18 protein-coding genes and 1 pseudogene are annotated in these 20,535 nt (G+C 63.1%); 10 read left to right on the top strand and 9 right to left on the bottom strand.

The annotated features are described in order from the left end of the window. Positions 1–12: 12 nt before the first annotated feature. Entirely contained in the window at positions 13–2,568 is a 2,556-nt protein-coding gene (locus tag BO1_RS36645; protein WP_028221823.1) for an ATP-binding response regulator, read from the top strand. On the opposite strand, the gene BO1_RS36640 is transcribed toward BO1_RS36645, so the two are convergent. Then, the gene (locus tag BO1_RS36640; protein ID WP_028221822.1) at positions 2,541–3,713 is read right to left on the bottom strand and encodes a hybrid sensor histidine kinase/response regulator; all 1,173 of its coding nucleotides are present in this window, start codon (positions 3,711–3,713) and stop codon (positions 2,541–2,543) included. The two genes, BO1_RS36645 and BO1_RS36640, sit on opposite strands and share 28 nt — an antisense overlap. Before the next feature lie 296 nt (positions 3,714–4,009). Between BO1_RS36640 and BO1_RS36635 the strand changes: the two genes are divergently transcribed. The 4 genes and pseudogenes from BO1_RS36635 to BO1_RS36615 all read left to right on the top strand — a co-directional run bounded on the left by BO1_RS36635 (position 4,010) and on the right by BO1_RS36615 (position 7,797). Then, positions 4,010–4,996, top strand: a complete 987-nt coding sequence (locus BO1_RS36635; RefSeq protein ID WP_028221821.1) for a response regulator — start codon at positions 4,010–4,012, stop codon at positions 4,994–4,996. A 602-nt stretch (positions 4,997–5,598) separates the two neighbouring features. Continuing rightward, positions 5,599–6,060, top strand: coding sequence for a MarR family winged helix-turn-helix transcriptional regulator (locus BO1_RS36625; protein ID WP_028221820.1), 462 nt, complete (start codon positions 5,599–5,601; stop codon positions 6,058–6,060). 74 nt (positions 6,061–6,134) lie between these two features. Beyond that, a pseudogene (locus BO1_RS54235) lies at positions 6,135–6,395 on the top strand (isochorismatase family protein); the annotation flags it as partial. Next, entirely contained in the window at positions 6,388–7,797 is a 1,410-nt protein-coding gene (locus BO1_RS36615; protein WP_043288076.1) for a DHA2 family efflux MFS transporter permease subunit, read from the top strand. The pseudogene BO1_RS54235 and the gene BO1_RS36615, both read left to right, overlap by 8 nt. A 128-nt stretch (positions 7,798–7,925) precedes the next feature. Here BO1_RS36615 and BO1_RS36610 read toward each other — a convergent pair whose 3' ends face one another. Then, positions 7,926–8,942, bottom strand: coding sequence for a 1-aminocyclopropane-1-carboxylate deaminase (locus tag BO1_RS36610; RefSeq protein WP_028221818.1), 1,017 nt, complete (start codon positions 8,940–8,942; stop codon positions 7,926–7,928). Positions 8,943–9,136: 194 nt separating this feature from the next. Between BO1_RS36610 and BO1_RS36605 the strand changes: the two genes are divergently transcribed. The 3 genes from BO1_RS36605 (at position 9,137) to BO1_RS36595 (ending at position 11,580) form a co-directional block, all read left to right on the top strand. After that, positions 9,137–9,637, top strand: coding sequence for an Lrp/AsnC family transcriptional regulator (locus BO1_RS36605; protein ID WP_028221817.1), 501 nt, complete (start codon positions 9,137–9,139; stop codon positions 9,635–9,637). A 307-nt stretch (positions 9,638–9,944) separates the two neighbouring features. After that, positions 9,945–10,412, top strand: a complete 468-nt coding sequence (locus BO1_RS36600) for an RbsD/FucU family protein (protein WP_028221816.1) — start codon at positions 9,945–9,947, stop codon at positions 10,410–10,412. Positions 10,413–10,536: 124 nt separating this feature from the next. After that, positions 10,537–11,580 carry an acyltransferase family protein gene (locus tag BO1_RS36595; protein WP_084688492.1) on the top strand — a complete coding sequence of 348 codons (1,044 nt, stop codon included), beginning with the start codon at positions 10,537–10,539 and terminating at the stop codon, positions 11,578–11,580. A gap of 47 nt (positions 11,581–11,627) precedes the next feature. On the opposite strand, the gene BO1_RS36590 is transcribed toward BO1_RS36595, so the two are convergent. From BO1_RS36590 to glnH, 5 genes are read right to left on the bottom strand one after another with little or no spacing between them, the layout of a single operon-like run. Beyond that, positions 11,628–12,638, bottom strand: coding sequence for a MurR/RpiR family transcriptional regulator (locus BO1_RS36590; protein WP_028221814.1), 1,011 nt, complete (start codon positions 12,636–12,638; stop codon positions 11,628–11,630). Then, entirely contained in the window at positions 12,562–13,686 is a 1,125-nt protein-coding gene (locus BO1_RS36585; RefSeq protein ID WP_028221813.1) for a C45 family autoproteolytic acyltransferase/hydolase, read from the bottom strand. The genes BO1_RS36590 and BO1_RS36585 overlap by 77 nt, the downstream gene beginning before the upstream one ends. Positions 13,687–13,696: 10 nt before the next feature. Further along, positions 13,697–14,437, bottom strand: coding sequence for a glutamine ABC transporter ATP-binding protein GlnQ (gene glnQ, locus BO1_RS36580; RefSeq protein ID WP_028221812.1), 741 nt, complete (start codon positions 14,435–14,437; stop codon positions 13,697–13,699). After that, entirely contained in the window at positions 14,434–15,090 is a 657-nt protein-coding gene (glnP, locus tag BO1_RS36575) for a glutamine ABC transporter permease GlnP (RefSeq protein ID WP_028221811.1), read from the bottom strand. The genes glnQ and glnP overlap by 4 nt, the downstream gene beginning before the upstream one ends. 24 nt (positions 15,091–15,114) lie before the next feature. Next, positions 15,115–15,861, bottom strand: a complete 747-nt coding sequence (gene glnH, locus BO1_RS36570) for a glutamine ABC transporter substrate-binding protein GlnH (protein ID WP_028221810.1) — start codon at positions 15,859–15,861, stop codon at positions 15,115–15,117. Positions 15,862–16,075: 214 nt separating this feature from the next. Here glnH and BO1_RS36565 point away from each other — a divergent pair, with 214 nt between their 5' ends. Beyond that, complete coding sequence (locus BO1_RS36565) at positions 16,076–16,732, top strand: glutathione S-transferase family protein (RefSeq protein ID WP_028221809.1); 657 nt, start codon at positions 16,076–16,078, stop codon at positions 16,730–16,732. Positions 16,733–16,883: 151 nt separating this feature from the next. On the opposite strand, the gene BO1_RS56660 is transcribed toward BO1_RS36565, so the two are convergent. Continuing rightward, on the bottom strand, positions 16,884–17,609 hold the full coding sequence (locus tag BO1_RS56660; RefSeq protein ID WP_052409724.1) for an OmpA family protein: 726 nt from the start codon (positions 17,607–17,609) through the stop codon (positions 16,884–16,886). A 301-nt stretch (positions 17,610–17,910) separates the two neighbouring features. After that, positions 17,911–18,747, bottom strand: coding sequence for a FadR/GntR family transcriptional regulator (locus BO1_RS36555; RefSeq protein WP_028221808.1), 837 nt, complete (start codon positions 18,745–18,747; stop codon positions 17,911–17,913). A 246-nt stretch (positions 18,748–18,993) separates the two neighbouring features. Between BO1_RS36555 and BO1_RS36550 the strand changes: the two genes are divergently transcribed. Further along, entirely contained in the window at positions 18,994–20,508 is a 1,515-nt protein-coding gene (locus BO1_RS36550) for a M81 family metallopeptidase (protein ID WP_028221807.1), read from the top strand. Positions 20,509–20,535: the final 27 nt, after the last annotated feature.

Below are 20,535 nucleotides of genomic sequence, written 5' to 3'. Positions count from 1 at the left end.
ATTGGAGGCCTGATGGTGATGCCGCGCGAAAGCATGAGGGACATGCTCGAACGAAGCCGGCTTGCGATTCGTTGGGGGGGCATATTGGGCCTCCTGTGCCACCCCATTTACTACGTGGTCTGGACCTGGGTCCTGCCGCAGCCTTACGACAATCTTTTTCTGCGCCTGAGCGCCGCGTGCCTCTGTATCCCGTTGATCTTTCAGGCACGCTGGCCCAAGCAGTACAGCCGTTATCTGCTCATCTACTGGCATTGTTGCCTGATCTACGTCTTGCCGTTCGTCTGTACGTTCCTGGCGATCAGAAATGACTTCTCCACGATGTGGATGATGACCGAAGTCATGATGATCTTCATTCTGGCGCTGTGTATCGACAGCCCGCTGTTGCTGATGGCCTGCATCGGCGCCGGTATCGCTGCGAGCACCGTGGCGGCGGTCATCACTTCGCCAACGCCGATCATCGTCAGCGCAGCCGATATGTCGAATATCGCGCTGCTCCCCGTGGTCGTGCTGTGCAGCATGGCCTTTAGTCACGCGATCAGCAAAGGCCGCATCTTTGTCGAAAAGAATCGGGCGCTCAAGGCGCTCGCGGGCTCGATCGCCCATGAAATGCGCAATCCGCTCAGCCAGTTGAGGTACGTGCTCGACGGCATGGAGGAGACCCTGCCTGCGTCGACCGAAATCGGCCGGTCGCTGGTGTTGACGCACGCGAATGCGACGTCGCTCTATCGCTACCTCGCACAGGGCCAACTCTCGATCGAGCGGGGCTTGCGCATCATTGCCATGACGCTCGACGAAGTGAGCGCGAAACCCATTCGCTCCGACCATCTCGTCTATCTGCGCGCGGCGAGCACCACGCGTAAAGTGCTGGACGAATACGGCTTTGCCGACGACACCGAGCACAGCAAGGTCAGGCTCCTCGTGCTCGAGGATTTCGTCTTCAAGGTCGACGAAACGGTCTATCTGTTCACGCTCTTCAACCTGATCAAGAACGCGCTGCATCACATGGCGGCGCACCCCTCGGCCACGCTCACGCTGGTGGTCGACCGCCATACCGTGGTCGTGCGCGACACCGGCCCGGGCATCTCCCCGGAAATCCTGCCGCATCTGTTCGAGCCTTTCCGTACCGCGGGAAATTCGGCGGGGACCGGACTCGGGCTCGCATACTGCCAGCGCGCGATGCAGGCCTTCGGCGGCACGATCACCTGCCATTCGGAACTGGGCGAATTCACGCAATTCACGTTGCGCTTTCCCGCTATTGCCGACCGCGAGATCGCCGAGCACGAGCGCGAGATTCTCGCGCGGGCCACGCCTGTCTTTCACGGGAAATCCATTCTGCTCGTCGATGACGACGCTGACCAGCGATTGAAAGTTCAGCGCGTGTTGTCGAAGCTGGGCGCGCAGATCAGCGAGGCCGACAACGGGCAGCGTGCGCTGGCCATGTTGCAGGGCAGGGGCGCCGCGCCCTGCGACCTCGTATTGATGGACGTGAATATGCCGGTCATGGATGGCTATACGACCACCGAAAGAATTCGCGCAGGCAGTGAACTGCCGAACCGGGATGTCCTGATCGCGGGCTATACCGCGGAGTCCGGCAATGTGGCTCATGTCCTGGCGCGCCGAGCCGGCATGGATGACGTGATCAGCAAATCCTGCGGCATGATGGAATTGATCACGTCGCTTCAGGCGCTCTTCGAAAGCGGCGACCGGCGGCATCTGGGCAAGGGCTTCGAGGGTTTCCAGGGCAAATCGATCCTCGTGGCGGACGACGACACCTTCAGCAGGCTCGTTGCCAAGGCTTATCTGGAGCGATGCGGTGCGAGCGTCATCGAAGCCGAGCACGGCGATGCCGTGCTGAGTCGTTTGAAGGACGGCACCGCCATCGACGCGGTCGTGATCGACGTGAACATGCCGGGGATCGGGGGCGTGGAAGCCACCTCGCTGATTCGTGCCCGCAACGACCGCTACGCGAGGATCCCGATCATCGCCTTGACTGGCCAGACCGACATGGACGCGGTTCGGGAATGCATGGCCGCGGGCATGAATGAAGTCGTGACCAAGCCCGTTCAGGTTGGCGCGCTCTACGCGGCGCTTGCCAGGCAGTTCGCGCGGCAGCGCGTATTGCACACCTTGACGAAGGCGGACTCGTCGCCGGCCTCGCTCATTCCGCCCTATGTCCAGCCGATCGCAACGGATGGCGAACTGCTGGACAAAGAGCAACTCGACGAACTCGCGAGACTCGATTTGCTCGACGAGACTTTCCTCAATGGCATCACGCAGATTCGATCGCTGCTGACGCAGCTTTCAGGTGCCGCACAGAAGCAGGATATCGAAGCGGCCCATGCGGCGCTGCATCGTCTACTCGGTGTCAGCGGCAATATGGGGGCGCAGGCCTTGCACGCGCTGGTGAGGAACGTCTATCCACGGCTGGTAGCCGGTCAGTGGCCTCTGGAACCCGACTGGATTGGCCGGATCACGGCACTGGGCGAGCGTTCGGCCGATGCGCTGCAAACGTATTGCGCTTCGGCCAGAACGACGCGCGGCTACGACAAGGTACCGCGCGACGAATGAGCTTCGAGCGGCGCGGGGCTGTCGATGGCATAAGCCCGCTTTCTGGAGTTGCCAAAGTCCATCGTGACCGTCGTGCCCACGCCCAGGGCGGATTCGATCCGCAGGCTTCCGCCGCATGATTGCATGATGCGGTTGCAAAAGATCATGCCCATGCCGTGGCCACCGCTCCCGGCATGCGTGGTCACGACGTCGTGCGCGAGGCGCGCCTTGATGTCCGGCGCAATCCCCGGACCGTTATCGCAGATGCGAATCGCAGGCGCAGGCAGTGTCGTCACTTCAATGCGCAACGACGGCGCGTTCGAGCCATTGAGCGCACGCAGGGCGTTCGACAACAGCGAAGACAGCACCAGCGCCACGCAATTGGGCATCGCGCTCACGACAAAGTCACCCTGCACATCGACGGTTATCCAGTCGCGCTGCGAGGAGACAAACGGGTAGGTCTCGATCAGTCCGGCCACGAGGCGCGTTGCCCTGACCTCGTGCATGGCCGCCGGCGATGACGGCCGCTGACCGCCATCTTTGACCGACGACCAGAACGACTCGATCAGGCTCAGGCAATACTGCGCGTTATCGAGCATGGAGGTGGCCGCGTCGGCAAACCTGGCACGGCGCTCGGGCTCGGTTTCATCGGGCCTGTCCTCTCCAATGCCGCGCGCAAAAAGCGCAATCGCCGCCAGTGGCGTATTGAGCTCATGGGCGAGAAAGCCCAACGTCTCGTCCATGGCCAGCAGCCGCTGATGACGGCTCTCCCGCTCATTGAAGTGCGCGATCGCGAGACTCAGGACCTCGCAGATGGCCTCCATTCGCAGCGGCTTTTCGAGGATACGAAACACGTTGCCGGTATTGACCATCTGCAACAGCAAGTCCTTGTCCGCGTATGCCGTGACGAGGATGCGCACGATATGCGGATACTTCTGCGCGATCTCGCGCAGCAGATCGTCGCCGTTGCGGCCCGGCATCCGGAAGTCCGTCACGATAATGGCGGTTTCGGCGGCATGCCTGTCCAGAATCGCCATCGCCTCATCCGCGTGCTGCGCGACGCGAACGTGGTAAAGACCGCGCGTTGCGCGTGCGAATAGCGTGCGTGACATCTCATCGTCGTCAACGAAGAGAATGAGCGGTGAAGGTTGAACCTGGCCGCTCATCGCAACGGCTCAGAAGGTGAAAATCGAATGGGGATGTCTCGCATATTTCTCGAAGGACGAGGTCGGCATGGATCGTCTTTCATGGCTGTTTTGATAGTGCCGGATGCAGTTTGTAAAACTTGATCGGGTATTCCGAATCTGCTCCGCACGCTCGTGCATTCTGCCATAGAATGCTCTTGAAGCATTTCAGGGGAATGCCCAGGGACTGCATCAAAAGTTAATCGCGTCGATTCAATACGCATCGCGAACCGATGATGCAATCGCGTTAATTCTGCGGCTCAACGACATAAGCGACCATGAGCGATTTTACCCGGCAGCCCGTTTCCTTTCCCGCGTCCGTCGTATTCCTCGACGACAGTGTCGGATTCCTCTCGGCATTGCGGAGCATGTTTCCCGATACCCGCACGCATCATTTCTTTGCCCGTCCCGGGCAGGCATTGGACTTCGTGATGCGCAACGGATATCCGGCAAGGGGCGCGCGGCTGGCGGGGCGCGACTATGCGGCGGTCGACTGTGGCGCTGGAAATGCCGTTGGTGACGACATCATGGAGGACGGCAACCGTTTCCAATCGGTCGCCGCTGTCGTGGTCGACTACGAGATGCCGGAAATCGACGGGCTCACGTTCCTGTCGCAAATGAAGGGCATCGATTGCACGAGAGTCTTGTTGACCGGCAAAGCGGGGGCTCCCGAGGCCGTCGACGCGTTCAATGCCGGATTGATCGACTATTACCTGAAGAAGTCGGACGCGGAAATGATCGTCAAGCTGCGCGCGTTGTTAGGCGAGGCGCGACGCAAGCACTGCATGAGCCGTGGGCTCGTCAGTGTTCACGATACGGGGGCCGTCTATTCGCGGCCGGAGACGATCGCGGTGCTCGAAAACCTCGCCAGGCGAGAGTCGATTACCGAGTATTACTGGCGACCCGACGGGAACGCCATCTTGACTTTCGACGCCGCTGGCGAAGCGGGCATTTTTCTCGCCTGGGACGAGACCGACTGGGCGCTGCAATGCGACGTGATCGCGGATGAAGGTGGTCCGCGCGAGCTGCTTGATGAGATGAATGCGCGGCGCACCATGCCGGTCTTCTGGCCGCACCAGGCGTACCGGCCCGGGGCGGAAATCGTGCGCTACGCGGTGCCTCATCCGATCAACGGGCTTCCGGGTGCGTTTTACAGCTGGACGCGTCTGGACGGAGATGACCTGCTGGCGCGTCCGTTGACGTTTGCCGATTGGCGCCTGGAGCAACAGCTCCATGGTTCCGATTCGTGCGCTGTGCATCCTTAGTGGGTCGAGCGTGCAATGCGCGCGCACGAATGCCGGTAGCCGGCGTGGCAGCCTGGGTTTAATTGAACCCGATAACGAGCAGGGCAACGAGCGCGCACAGCGCCGCCCCGAACAGGACCGCCCCGAGTACTAGCCACTGATTTGGGGTCATGGGATACCGCCACCAGGCTGGAATTTTGATGGTAGGCATGCGATGTGTGCTCAGGTGGCCTCTCGTGGCCAGGATTGTTGGCTGGCGCACACTTCAGTTCATGGACGACCTTTTGAGGCGTGGAGTCTCGCCGGCCGCTGCCGGATGATAGGGGCGGTTTGACCGGTCGACGTTAGCATTCCAGGGACAATCCGCCTTGCGGCGCCGCCAGGCGCGTCGCCCGCCGGACTCGCGCGCACTCGAGCACGCCGTCAACGCCAACTTGCCTCATCTCCCACCGGCGCACTGCCTGAAGCAGAGCGTGCCTGCGCACGCAACGTGCGCCAATGCGCAATCAAACCATTTACCGTCGGCCGCAGCGGGCATGCATTGCAGGTCGCATTGTCCACAGGTGCATGAAAAATAGACAGATAAACTTGCAAGATAAACTGTTGATATCTATGATGTGTGAATGAAACGAGCGCGCCAATCCGACCCTTCTCCCGACACCCTCGCCGCGGACCTGATGCTGGCACTGGGCCAGCTCGTTCGCAGGCTGCGCTCCGAAGCCAATCCGCACGAACTGAACCTGTCGCAGATGGGTGCGCTGGCGAGGCTGGAGCGGCAGGGCCCCGCGACAACGGCCGATCTGGCGCGTATGGAGGCCATGAAGCCTCAGTCGATGAAGGTGATCCTGGCGGGCCTCGAAGAAGACGGACTGGTCGAGCGGCGCCCGCATCCGACCGACGGACGCCAGATCTTGTTTGTGCTGACGGCTTCGGGCGCTGAAGAACGCAGAAGGCGTAGCGTCGCGAAACGCGAATGGATGATGGCGGCGCTGGCCACCTTCCAGCCCGAGGAGCTGCGCGCACTCGAAGCCGCGATTCCTTTGATCAGCCGATTGGGCAACCTGCCATCGGGCGACTCGGCATGAGTCTGATTTAAGCCGTCAATACGCCATTCTTTTCGATCTCGCAGGAGAGACGCATGAGCATCACGACGATTGTCACCGGCACCGATCTTGAGGCGTATCTGCGCGCAAGCGGTGCCACGCAGGTGGTGCTTTCGGGCGTTGCGACCAGCATCGGCGTGGAATCCACCGCGCGTCAGGCGCATGAACTGGGGTTCAACGTGACGCTTGCGATCGACGCCATGTCCGACCTGAGCGCGCAAGCCCACGAGAACAGTCTGTTGCGAATCTTCCCGCTGCTGGGTGAAACCGGCACGGCGCAGGCCATCTGTGAGGCCCTGGATCGGCGCCATGCCTGAAGGGGATGGCGGTGTGAAGGGTATCGAGTCCGCAAGGCGGCTCGATGCCTCGCAATGGAAGATCATCTCCGTAGCGACGATAGGCTCGTTACTCGCCCAACTCGATGCGACCATCGTGAACGTCTCGCTTTCGAGTCTCGCAGCGGACCTCCATACCAGCCTCGCGACGATTCAATGGGTCACGAGCGGCTATCTGCTGACGCTCACACTGGTTCTGCCGATAAGCGGCTGGCTGGTGGACCGGATTGGCGCGAAGGCCGTTTATCTGTGGTGTTTTCTGGCCTTCACGCTCGCATCGGCCTTGTGTGGCATGGCGTGGTCCGCGTCTTCGCTGATCGCGTTTCGCGTGCTGCAGGGTGCGTGCGGAGGACTGCTTGCGCCGATGGCGCAGATGATCGTCGCGCGCGCGGCGGGTAAGCAGATGGCGCGCGTGATCGGCTACATGGCCGTCCCGGTGCTCGCAGCCCCAATACTCGGGCCGCTGGTCGCCGGCGCAATCCTGCAGCATGCCTCCTGGCGCTGGCTGTTTCTGCTGAACTTGCCGATTGGCGTGCTCGCACTCGTGCTGGCATGGCGCTTCCTGCCGTACGACCGATCACAGACGCGGCCGCGCGAACTCGACTGGATCGGGCTCATGCTGCTATCGCCAGCGCTGGTCCTCTTTCTTTATGGTTGTGCGCGACTTGGCGAGCCTGTGGGCGTAGTGGCGTTGCCAGTCAGTGTCGCACTGCTGATGGTCTTTCTGTACGTGCAACGCCGCAAGGGCGATCGTGCGCTGCTGGATCTGGGGCTCTTTCGGGGCACAGTCTTCGGCACCGTGGCCTCGACGCAGTTCCTGTCGAACGGCGCGATGTTCGCGGGCCAGGCGCTGGTGCCCATGTTCCTGATCGACGCTTGTGGACGCTCGCCCGGCGAAATGGGCTGGATGCTCATGCCGATGGGGCTGGGCATGCTGCTCACGTATCTCTGGATGGGCAAGCTCACGACATGGTTCGGTGTGCGCAAGCTTGCCCTCGGTGGCGCATTGCTTGCGCTGGTGGGGACGTTGCCGTTTGTCTGGCTGGCGAGCAACGGCCTCCATCCGTTTGTGCTCGCTGCAGGGCTTTTTTTGCGCGGGATGGGGCTCAGCACTATCGGTGCGCCGTCGCTATCCGCGGCGTATGCATCGGTCGAGCGGCCGCATCTGCCCATGGCCACGACGACGATGAATATCGTCCAGCGGCTCGGCGGGCCCACCTGGACCACGCTGTGCACCTTGCTGCTTGCCTGGCAGTTGAAGGAGCCGGTGCATGCCGCTCTGGGGATGTTCGGGCCGTATGGGTGGGCCTTCATCGCGTTGTGCGCGTTGCATGGACTGACGTGCGTGGCCACCACCCGGCTGCCGGTGGCTGTTGCCGGGTAGTGGCCTCAATCGCGCGCTTTTGCGGGGGCTGAGTCGGGATTTAAAGGAGCCATTGTATTGGCTCGCTTCCGTTTGGCACCTTGCGGCCCTGACCGGACGAGCGGCGTTCGCGCCGTGCCTGCCGCGCCTCAGCCGTCGCGAAAGAGGAAGCTATACGCGCTGAGCGCCGGCACGCCGCCCAGATGCGCGTACAGCACCTTCGAACCCGGCTCGAATTCGCCGCGGCGCACCTTGTCGATCATGCCGTGCATCGACTTGCCTTCGTAGACCGGGTCCGTCAGCACGCCTTCCAGCCGCGCGCACAGGCGGATCGCCTCCAGCGTGCCTGCGTTCGGCAAGCCGTACTCGGGGCCGCCGTAGCGCGTGTCGAGCACCACATCGCGCTCGTGGATGGCGCGCCCGAGATCGACCAACTCAGCGGTATGACGCGCGATGCGCGTGATCTGCGCATGCGTTTTTTCCGGTGTCGCCGAAGCGTCGATGCCGATGACGCGATCCGCGCGCCCATCGGCCGCAAAGCCGACGACCATGCCCGCCTGCGTGCTGCCCGTGACCGAGCACACGACGATGTAATCGAATTTGAAGCCGAGCTGGGCTTCCTGCTGGCGGACTTCCTCGGCAAAGCCCACGAAGCCGAGTCCGCCGAGCGGATGCTCGGAGCAGCCGGCCGGGATCGCATACGGCTTGCCGCCCGCCGCGCGCACGCTCTCGAGCGCTTCCTCCCAGCTCGGGCGAATGCCGATATCGAAGCCGTCCGGCACGAGCCGCACTTCGGCGCCCATCATCCGGGACATCTGGATGTTGCCGACGCGATCGTAGACGGCATCGGCGTAGTTTACCCAGTTCTCCTGAACAAGCACGCACTTCATGCCCAGATGCGCAGCCACGGCGGCGACCTGGCGGGTCTGGTTCGACTGGATGCCGCCGATCGAGACCAGCGTGTCACAGCCTTGTGCGAGCGCGTCCGGAATCAGGTATTCGAGCTTGCGCGTCTTGTTACCGCCGAACGCGAGGCCGCTGTTGCAGTCATCGCGTTTCGCATAGAGCTCGACCTTGCCGCCGAGGTGAGCGCTGAGGCGCTTGAGCGGCTGGATGGGCGTTGGCCCGAACGTCAACGGATAACGGGGAAAGCGTTGGAGGTTCATCGAATGTCTCCGGAAAAGGGTGGCACGCGGGGAGCGGCTGCGATCGCTGCGCATCTGAGGCGCACATTCCGCCTGAAAAATGCTAGGCCGATGTGCGCGAAATGTGCTTGCGAAAAAAATCCATGAGGCCTACTTTTGAGGCATAAAACCACCAGGATAAACAGGATTAGTTTGTAAAACTGGAGTGATGCGCAATGAAATTAAGCAAGCAATCGGCAGCCGCGTCAGATGCACTACCGGCATTGGATCGTATCGACCGCGCGATCCTGAAGCATCTGCAAGCGGACGCGTCCATCTCGAACGTGAGCCTCGCTGCCAGGGTGAAGCTGAGCGCGCCCGCGTGCCTGCGGCGCGTCGAACGGCTCAAGGAGATGGGATTGATACGGGGCATCGTCGCGCTGCTGGACCCAAAGGCGCTAGGCGCGGGGATGCTGGTCGTGATCGGTTTCGTGCTGGATCGCTCGACGCCCGAGGCGTTCAGTGCATTCGAGAAGGCCGCGCGCAAGGTGTCGGGGTGCGTCGAGTGCCACGTCGTGACCGGCGAGTTCGACTACTTCATGCTCGTGCGCACGCGCGACAACGAGAGTTTCAACCAGCTTCACGCGGAGCAGTTGCTGTATCTGCCCGGCGTGCGGCAGGTGCGCAGCTTCATGGTGCTCAAGGAGATTCTCTCGACGCATGCGCTGCCGGTGTAACGCAGCGGCATTCTTCGCGGTGCGCGACGTTGGCTAGAGAGGGCAGGACAACGTAGGCCTATGGCGGGCGTCCTGAGTGGATCAAACGGGTTTGCGGGTTTCCGGGAATTGTGCAACTAACTGTCATCCGCGCTCCCTCTACCGCCCAGCGCCTTTCGGCGCCAAACACCAGCCGGCATGCAAGACGGCCACGAACGATACAATTGCATCGGCTGCTAATCCAGCGCTGGCCGGACGCGAGTCGGTGGGCGACCTGAGGCGCACTTTCATCGATCATAGGCGCCGTGAGTCAACAGAGGAGACAACCGTGCTGAAAAATCTGGATCCGCTTCTGAACGCCGACGTGTTGCAGGCGCTGCGCGCCATGGGCCACGGCGACGAGCTCGTGGTTTGCGACGCGAATTTTCCCGCCGATTCAGTTGCGCGCGCAACTATCTCGGGCAAGCTCCTGCGCATCGACGGCGCCGATGCGCCACGCGCCGTGCGTGCCATCCTGTCCGTGCTGCCGCTCGACACCTTCGTGACGTCGCCGGCGATGCGCATGGAAGTGGTGGGGGAGCCCGGCACGATTCCGGCCGTGCAGCGCGAGGTGCAAGCCGAGGTCGATGCCGCCGAGGGACGCGCGGTGCCGTTCGCGCCGATCGAGCGCCACGCCTTCTATGCCCGCGCACGCCAGGCGTACTGCGTGATCGCCACGGGCGAAACGCGCGGCTATGGCTGCTTCGTGTTCGCGAAGGGCGTGCTGCTTGCGCCGGACGCGCCGCGCTCCGCATAGCAAACGTTTGCGATGGCCGATAGCCGTAGCGTACGGCTTTATCGGCCGCCGAAATGCGCCTTGGCACGACGCTGAATAATGATATAGTCCGCGCTATCTACGGGGACACAAAAATCATAAGCGCGTGCATAACAACAACTACAACCTTTTGCGGCTGCTATTCGCGGTCGCCGTTATCTATTCTCACTCGTTCGAACTGCTCGGCTCTCCAGATCCATTGGAGCGCATGTCGTCGGCCATGTCGGCCGGGACCATCGGCGTTTGCGGCTTCTTTCTGCTGAGCGGCTATCTCACGGCGCAGAGCTGGTCGCACGAGCCGCTGGCACTGGCATTCCTGAAAAAGCGGGCACTCCGTCTTTATCCGGCGTTTGTCGTGGCGTCGGCGTTGTCGGTGCTCGTCGTCGGCCCGCTGGGTGCAAGTACGCAGCACTATTTTGCCGAGTGGTCGCCTTACAAGTTCATTGCCGACCTGATCGGGTTGCGCCAGCCGCGCACGCCCCCTGTGTTCGCGGGGTCGCCCGTTCAGTCGGTCAACGGGGCGATGTGGACGATTACGTTCGAACTCCGTTGCTATCTACTGCTGACCGTACTCGGCCTGTGCGGCGTCGTGAAACGGCGCTGGGCGTTGTTGCTGCTGGCAGTCGTCGTCAATGTCGCCGCGATACTCGGCGCCCCGCATCAACGCGGCGCCGAGGGGTTGCCGTTCTTCGGCGTGTCGGGCTTCATGATCTGGTTCGCGTCGATGTATCTGTCCGGCGTGTGTTTCTACGTGTTCCGTGAGCGCATTCCTCTGCGTGGGTCCCTGGCCGCTGTCGCGCTCATCGTGTTTGTTGCGGCGTTGTTTGGGCCTCAGAACGTATTGCGTGCGGTGATATCGACGATGGGGGCCTACCTCATCCTTTATTGCGGACAACTGCAGTCTCCATGGCTTGCGAAGCTGCGCATGCGCGACGATCTTTCCTATGGTCTCTATTTGTATGGATGGCCCGTCATGCAACTGACCGCGCATTGGGTGCCGTCAATCGCGCCACTGGTGGCTTTCGTGTGCGTTACGGTAATTTGCGCACCGCTCGCCCTTGCAAGCTGGCGACGCATCGAGGCCCCCGCATTGCGCCTCAAACGCGCTACGATGCCGCGCGGGAATCTCGCGCTCGGCCGTTTGCGGTAGGCGCCTGCAACATTCGCAAGCGGCCCATTTCCGCAGGCCTCGCCTCGTCATTCCGACTCGATGCCCAGCGCCGTAATGAGCCGTTCACGCCGCGCAAGCGCCTGCAGGGACTGCTTGCCCAGATGCGTTGCGACCAGATTGAGCAATCCTTCACAGAAGATCAGATACGCGCCCATGCTGTTGCTGAAGAAGCTGCTCTCATGCGGAATCAGGAACGTATGGCGCGCGGGCGGCACGAGTGGCGAGGCGAGCGTGTCGGTGATCGCAATCACGGTCATCCCGGCGTCGGCGGCGGCTACGGCGGCTTCGGCCACGCTGCGGGTGTAGGGCGCGACGCTCGTGACCACCACCACATCGCCGGGCTGCAACTGCGCGAGGCCCTCGGCCACGCCGAGCCCTTGCGCGTCGAGCAAGGCCACGTCCGTGCGGATCATGCCGAGGCCGTAGCAAAGAAAGCTCGCCAAGGCGCTGAACTGGCGCAAGCCGTGTACGCGCACGCGCGGCGCAAGGGCAAGGAGCGCGGCCGCGCCGTGCAGATCGGCGGGCGAGAGCCGGGAGAGAAAGGCGTCGACGTTGGCGATCGATTCGTGCGCGAGCTGGGTGACGACTTCGACCTCGGGCGACGTGCGGTGGGTCTCGGCTGATTGCCCGCGCGGCTTCTTTCCGGCAACGAGCCGTTCGGCCTGGTGCGTATAGAAATGGCGATGCCGTTGCGCGAGGCTGTCACGGAACACGCCCTGAAAATCGGCGAAGCCTGTATAGCCGAGCTTCGTGGTGAGGCGCGTGAGTGTTGACGCATTCACGCCCAATGCCGTGGCCAGATCCGTGATCGTGCGCACGGCAACTTCCTCCGGCTGCTCGAGCAGCCGCGCGAGCACTGAGTTCGCCTTGCCGCCAAGAGAAAGATTCGCCTCGCCGCGCCCGATGCGCACCATGAGTTCGCGCAGGCCGTCGACGCTGCGCGGCGCTGCGGCCGTGGCTTCAAGCGCCTGTGCTTCGTCCCGGTTGCCCGCTGGACGGGCACCTGTGCGGCGCGTCTTGTGCTTGTCTGTATCCATCGATCAATCGATACCGGGGCGGCGTCCCGGGTTGTTCGTAAATATCCCATTCTATGTGAGATGCTTTGATCGCGATATCAGCGGTTGCGAGCGTGTTTTCACCATCGGGGTCGAGCGGATCGGTGCGATAGATCGGCAGTGCCGCTGCGCCCGTATCGTCGGTAGCGCTCGTATCGGCCAGCACCGCGAGCGGATCAGGTGCGTGGCCCGCCTCGCGAGCCTGATCCAGGAGCAGGTCGCCGCGCCGCTGCCGGTCGCGCGAGGAATCCGTCACGACTTGCGGATCGTCGCGCATGGACGGATGGATCGCATGATTGGCATGCAGCGACGGCTGCGTGAGCGCCTGCACCGAGCAATGGCGTGCATTGAACTCGACGCTGAGCAGGTCCGGACTCGCGCGATGCCCGAGTGTGAGATGAAAGGCGCCGGCGCGCGGCGTATCGCGCAGCGTCGCGACGGCGATGTCGAGGTCGGGGGCATCGAGCACTGCGCGGGTCAGCACCATGCGCGGCACGCCCGCATCGACGTGGCGCGGCCGCAGATTGTTGACGGTGACGGCTAGTCCCGCATCCGTTACCGCAAACGTGTGTCCGGGCAGCGAGCCGGGATACACGAACGACGTGAAGCCGGGGCTACCTTCAATGCGGCATTCGGCGATCGCGCAATGGCCCGCGAAGCCGGGGTCGCCGTCTTCATTGTGGCTGATGCGGCGGTGCTCGCGGCCCGGCTGCAGCACGGTTGTGCAGCCGTCGTGCGTGAGCGTCTCATGCGTGGCGAGGTCGCCGCGGCAATTCCACAAGAAGGCCTGTTCGAAGGGCACGCCGAGGCCTTCGGCCAGTCCGAGTAGCTCTTGCCAGATGCGCGGGAAGCGCTGTCGAACGTGCTCGGCCATCGCCAGCGCCAACGGGCTGCCGCGCCTTTGCATCACGTTGTGCCAGGCGGCCGTCTGGAGCAAATGGCGTTGTACCGCGCCGAAACCGAAGCGGCCCAGTGCCTGCCCGGCCTCGAAGGGGGTGCCGGATATTTTGATGAATTCGAGTGCTGGCATGGGTTCCCATTCATTCGACATGCTGAAGAAAGTCACGCAGACGCTGATTCGGCGGCGCGTCGAGCAGTTCGGCGGGCGGCCCGTCGACGGTGATATGGCCGTGCTCCATGAAGATCAGCCGCGTGCCCACCTTGCGTGCGAACGCCATCTCGTGCGTGACCACGACCATCGTCATGCCTTCTTCGGCGAGCGACTGCATCACGCGCAGCACCTCCTGGCGCAGTTCGGGGTCGAGCGCGGAGGTCGGTTCGTCGAACAGCATCAACTTGGGCTTCACGGCAAGCGCGCGCGCAATGGCCACGCGTTGCTGCTGGCCGCCGGAGAGCTCGCTCGCGTAGTGATCGACACGGCCCGCGAGACCGACTTTCGTGAGCAGCTCGCGGGCGAGCGCCTGTGCTTCGGCTTTGCTCATGCCCCGTACCTGGCGCGGACCGAATGCAACATTCTCGAGCGCGGTCAGCTGAGGAAACAGGTTGAATTGCTGGAACACCATGCCGGCTTCCTTGCGGATTTCGCGCACCTGGCTCGCGCCATCGAGCACGCTGATGCCGTCAACGACGAGGTCGCCGCCGTCGATGTGCTCGAGCGCATTGATACACCTGAGCAGCGTCGACTTGCCGGACCCGGACGGTCCGATCAGGACCACGACTTCGCCGGCGTGGATGGTCAGGTCCACCGCATCGAGCACGGTCGTCTGGCCAAAGCGCTTGGTCACGCGCTTGAACTGCACCATTGCTTTTCCGGCGTTCATAGTATCCGCATCCTCTTTTCCATCGCGCGCAGACAGAAGGTGAGCGCGCCAATCATGCACAGATAGATGACCGCCACGGCCGTCCAGATTTCGACCGCACGGAAATTCGCGGCCATGATTTCCTGGCCCTGGCGCGTGAGCTCGCCTACGCCGATCACGATGAAGAGCGAGGTGTCCTTCAGGCTCACGATGAACTGGTTGCCGAGCGACGGCGTCATGCGCCGCACCGCAACCGGGCCGACGACGAATGCGAGCACGCGCCACATCGGCATTCCGAGCGCGAGTCCCGCTTCCTTCAGGCCGCGCGGCACGGACAGGAACGCGCCGCGCACGATCTCGGCAATATAGGCGCCCGAGTTGATGACGATGGAGACGATCGCGGCAGTGAGCGCGTCCACTCGCACATGCAACAACATCGGGAGAGCGAAGTAAATGAACATCACCTGAACGACGATGGGCGTGCCGCGCACGAATTCGACGTAGATGAACGCGATTTTTTGCACGAAGGCGTTGCCGTACGTGCGCATCAAGCCGAAGAGGAAGCCTACGAGCAGGCCGCCCGCTAGTCCCACAACGGCAATCAGCACAGTGAGGCGCGCGCCCTGCAGCAAGGCGGGCAGCGCGTCGATCACGACCGAGAGATCGAACTGCATGGTGGCTCTCCGGGTTCCGGTGGATCAGGACTTGGCCGGTTCGACGCCGAACCATTTCTTGTAGATGGCGGCATAGCGGCCGTCGGCCTTGATCTTCGCGAGTGCGGCGTTTACCTTCGGCACGAGCGGGCTGCCTTTCGGGAACGCAATGCCATATTGCTGCGCCATCATTTGCTGGCCGACCGCCTTCACACGGCCTTTGCCCGCAGTGTGGATGTAGTAGAGGACGTTGGGCGTGTCGTGCATGGCCGCGTCGACGCGACCGGTCTGCAATTCCAGATACGCGTTGTCGATATTGGGAAACTGGCGCAGGTCGGTGCCCGTGAAATGGGCCTTGGCATAGTCCGCCGCCGAAGTGCCGGTCTTGATGGCGAGCGACTTGCCCTTCAGGTCGTCGGCGCTCTTGATCGTGCTGGCAACGGGCACCATCAGCATGAAGCCACTGTCGTAGTAGCCGTCGGAAAAGTCGATGACCTTCTTGCGCTCGTCCTTGATCGTAATGCCGGCCAGCGCGACGTCCACATTGTGGGTCTGCAGCGCCGGCAGGATGCCGCTGAAGTCCATTGGCTGCAGCTTGTAATCGATATTCAGGTCCTTGGCGATGGCCGACCACAGGTCGATGTCGAAGCCGACGTACTTGTCTCCCTGCTTGAATTCGAATGGCACGAAGGCGGTATCGCAAGCGACCAGCAAGGTATCGGCGCGCGCCGCTTGACCAATAAAGGATGCGGCGACGAGTGCGGCCACGGCGAGCTTTGCAACGAGTTTCATGACGACCTCTTCGGTGGTGGATTGATGGGTACAAGCAATTACATTTGCGTTTAGTATTAACACGCAAAATAATTTGCGCAATAGAGGATCGCAAATTTTCGTCACGAAGCGGGTTTACCCGCGTAGAAGGCGCCTGGCCGCGCATGATCGAGGGGTTCTCCCGATTGAGGTACTCTGGCGCCTGTCGCAATCAGCCTGTTTCGAGGGGTTCACGATGTCGCTCGCGCTCTACGGCCATCCCTTTTCTTCCTATACGCAGAAGGTGCTCATTGCGTTGTACGAGAACGGCACGCCGTTCGAATTCCGCACTATCGGTCCCGACTCGCCGCATACGGGCGACTGGCTACAGCGCTGGCCGCTGCGCAAATTTCCGGTGCTGGTGGAGGGGGAGCGCAATGTGGCCGAGACGAGCGTGATCATCGAATACCTGCAGCTCGCGCATCCGGGACCGGTGCGGCTGTTGCCTGCCGACCCGATGGCCGCGCTCGACGTGCGGTTTCTCGACCGTTTCTTCGACCTGCATGTGATGACGCCGGTGCAGCGCGCCGTCGACGGCGCCTTGTCGGGCGACGCGGCGAGGCGCGCGGACGGGCTCGCGTTCGCGCAGGAAAAGCTGGAGCTCGCCTATGCCTGGCTCGAAACGCAGCTCGCGGGCAGGGCCTGGGCAGCGGGAGCGGACTTCTCGATGGCGGACTGCGCGGCGGCGCCTTCGCTCTTTTACGCCGACTGGACGCACCGCATAGCGCAGACGTTTCCGGTGTTGCGCGCCTATCGCGCGCGCCTGCTCGCGAGACCGTCGTCCGCGCGCGCGGTGGAAGAGGCACGGCCTTACCGGCCGCTATTTCCGTTGGGCGCGCCGGACCGGGATTGAGATCCCGCGCAGCCGAATACGTCCGCACGGGTCACGAGAGAAAGGACTGCTGATTGAATGGCGTGGTGCGCTTCGCCATAAGGACTTCGCGTAGTGCGAAGGCGAAGCGCACGCTGGACGATGCTTACCATGTGACGTGCGTCACGTCATGTCACGTCGCGGGACCGGACGACGGCGGCAGGGCATAGCGATCGCCGGTGCGCGCATGCGTGACGATCTCGACGCGGCGGTCCGGTTGCAGGCAGGCAACGAGGCTCTCTCGCGACTGATTGTCGGAGCACTGCGTGATCGGGTCTTGCTCGCCAAGTCCACGTGCGTCGATGCGCTCGGCCGGAATACCTTGTTCGACGAGCAGCGCCTTCACGGCATCGGCGCGCCGTTGCGACAATTCGAGGTTGTACGAGGCAGAGCCCAGACGATCGGTATAGCCGCGCACTTCGATGCGGCCGTAGTGCGTCGCAGTCAACTTCGCGGCGATCTCACGAATATCGGCGCGGCCGCCCGGGAGGACGTCGGACGCTGCGCCGCGATCGAACGGAAACAGGGTGTCCGCCGAAAGCCGCATCACTTGAACGACGGGCGCGGGCGGCGGCGGTGGCGGCACGGCGGCGTCGCGCACCACGGCGGCCCAGTGTCCGCGCACCCAGACATAGCGGCCCTGATCCCAGCCCCAGTAGCCGCGTTCCCAGACATAGCCGACGCGCGGCGCCGGCGCGGCTTCATAGACGGGTGCGGGTGGCGCGAGCACGACCATTTGAGCGGAGGCGGGCGCGATGCCGGCGAACCATGCCGTGGCGAGGAGCGCGCCGGCCAGCAGTCCGCTTGCGATACGGCGGTTCGGGTTGCGTTGGGTGCTGCGAGAAAGGATGTTTTTCATAGTGCGTCGTACGAATCGTTGAGGACTTGTCGAGCGAAAGGGCACTCGGGCCGTACTCAAAGCGTAACGGTTCGCCGTATGAAAAGACTTTGCCAAGTGTAAGCAAACGTCGGCGCTGCCAGGGAGCCGCATCGGAGTGGAAGGCGGGGTGTCTGGCTTACGACAGCGGCTTTTTTGCCAGTGGGGCGCGCGTGCGGGGTAACGCGCCGTAATGGCCGTTGCGAGAATTGAAAGCTTCACGTCCGGCGTGACTGCGCAATGGATTGCACGGCGGATGGCGCCGTGCAATCCGGCGTTCGCTTTACGTTTCCTTCCCGACGGCTGCCACCATCGTACGCGCCCGCTTGCGGATTTCGGAGTCCAGGATCAGCCTGCCGCGCAGCTTGCCCTTCATGCGCTTGACGTGCTTCGGCGCTTCGGTCATGTGCTCGACCATCAGCACGCGCACGCGCGCCGCGTCGCGCTCGCGCGCGGCCTGCAAGATCTCGCGGTGAATCTTCGCGTTCGCGGCGCCAAAGCGCCGCTGGTCCGCGAGCGGCGTGTCGTTCCTGAATTCGATCAACTGCCGGATCATCTCGTTGATCAGCTCGCAGATGAAGCGCAGGAATGGATTCGGATTCGCTGCCGCAAGGATATCGTGAAAGGTCATATCCTCCTGGCGCTGACGCACGAGATGGCCACGGTCGTCCGGGCCGTTTACGCCATCGCAGCATTCGATGTTCGCTTCGAGCGCGACGAAGTCCGCATCAGTCAGGTGTGGCACCGCACCCGCCGCCAGTTCGGGCTCCAGCTGCTGGCGCACCTTATAGATGTCGTCGATCGACACATCCTTGAAAAATAGATAGTTCTGCAGAAGTTGCAGCGTGCGGTCGAGCGGCACCTCGACCACCATGCCGCCGCCGCTCGGCCCGGTCGAGACCTTGATGAGCCCTTGCACTTCGAGCGACTTGAGCGCCTCGCGGATCGTGCTCTTGCTCACCGAGTAGAGCTGCTGCAGTTCGGCTTCGCGCGGCAGCCGGTCGCCCGGACGCAGGTCTTTCTCGGTAATGAGGCGCTTGATCTCCTCGGCGACGAGGTCGGCCCGCTTCGGCTGCTTGATTTCGACGGCGGGCCCCGATCTGACGCGGTTCGTGACCATCTTCGAGACTCCCCTGGGTGGTGCTGTCGAGTATTGGCGATGATTGACAGTCGAATGGATTATACCTAGTATCGGGTTCATCCTATTTATCATGATAAATAGCATTCACCGTTTGGCGGGGCGCTTCTGGGTGTCGGGTCGTCTGACCGCCCCACTCAGTTCACGACACATGCAAGGAACCTCATCAATGCAAGTTCAGGAATCGACTCGCGGCGCTGCGGCGGGCGCTCCCGCGAAGGACGTGGCATGAAGATCCTCATCGCGCGCATGAATCACGAGACCAATACGTTCTCGCCGGTCGCGACGCCGCTGGCCTCGTTCGGCGCCAGCGGCCCCGCATGGGGCGAGGACGCATATCGCGAGAACAAGGGCATGCGCACGGCCATGTCGGCGTTCATCGACGCGGCCGGGCGCGAGGGCGCGGAAATCGTGACGCCGGTGTCGGCCGCGGCGAATCCGAGCGGCCCGGTCGCCGCAGCGGCATACGATGCGATCTGCGACGCGATCCTCGCGGCCGCGCCGGGCTGCGATGCCGTCATGCTCGATTTGCACGGCGCAATGGTCGCTGAGCAGACGCCGGACGGCGAAGGCGATCTGCTCGAGCGCGTGCGCGCCGCGCTGCCCGAAGCGCCGATCGCGGTTGCGCTCGATCTGCACGGCAATGTCACGCAGAAGATGATCGACAACGCGGACGTGATCGTGAGTTTCAAGACATACCCGCACGTGGACATGTACGAGACGGGCGAGCACGCCGCGCGGCTCCTGCTCGCGCGCATTGCGGGGCGGGCACGGCCGGTGCTCGCGTGGCGGCGACCGCCGCTGCTGACGTCCACGCTGCGCAGTTCGAATGCCGATGGGCCGATGCGCCGCGCCGTCGAGGCCGCGCGCGAGGCCGAGGCGCAGGGCATGCTGGCCGTTTCGGTGCTTGCGGGCTTCTCGCTTGCGGACATTCCCGCGCCGTGCATCAGCGTGGTGGTGGTGGGCGACGGCGATGCCGCCGCGGCTGAGGCGGTGGCCGAGCGGATCGCGCGGCAGATTTGGGACGAACGTGATGAGTTCGTTTATCGTAGCCCGCCGCTCGAGGAATCGGTTGCGCGTGCGGCGCAGGTTGCGATGGACATACAAGGAACGCGGGGTGAGGGCAAGCCTGTGCTTTTGCTCGATCATGGCGACAATTGCATGTCGGGCGGCACGTGCGACACGATGGATTTGCTTGAGGCTGCGCTCGCGCAGGGGCTCACGGGGATGGTGAGTGGTCCGCTGTGCGATCCTGAGGCGGTGGCCGCGTTGATCGAAGCGGGCGTGGGGGCGCGGGTGACGCTTGGCGTTGGCAACAAGCTTGCGCGTGAGGGGGCGGCGCCGCGTGCGCCGTTCATGGCCACGGGTGTCGTGCGCGCGATTACCGATGGCGAATATGTGATTAGCGGCCCGACTTATACGGGGCAGCGCGCTCATATGGGACGCGCGGCGGTGCTTGATATTGGGGCGGCCACGCTTGTTGTGACCGAGCGCACGCATGAACCCTGGGATTTGGGGGTGTTTGAGAGCGTCGGTGTCGATCCGCGGCGTGCGCGCTTTCTGTTGCTGAAGTCGCGGATGTATTGCAGGCCGGTGTTTGTGCCGATTGCAGCGACGCTTGTTGAATGTGATAGCCGGGGCGTTACTGGTTCCGATTATGGGCTGTTTCGGTATGCTCGGCTTGCGCGGCCGGTTTATCCGCTTGATCAGGATACTGGGTGGGGCGGGCATCAAGGTGTTTGATGCGGATCTTTGGGGCGTTGGCCTTAA

The sequence above is a fragment of the Paraburkholderia oxyphila NBRC 105797 genome, assembly GCF_000685075.1.
In the GTDB taxonomy this organism is placed as follows: domain Bacteria; phylum Pseudomonadota; class Gammaproteobacteria; order Burkholderiales; family Burkholderiaceae; genus Paraburkholderia; species Paraburkholderia oxyphila.
The sequence above is the reverse complement of the archived record's forward strand: the minus strand, read 5'-3'. Positions and strand labels throughout refer to the sequence as shown.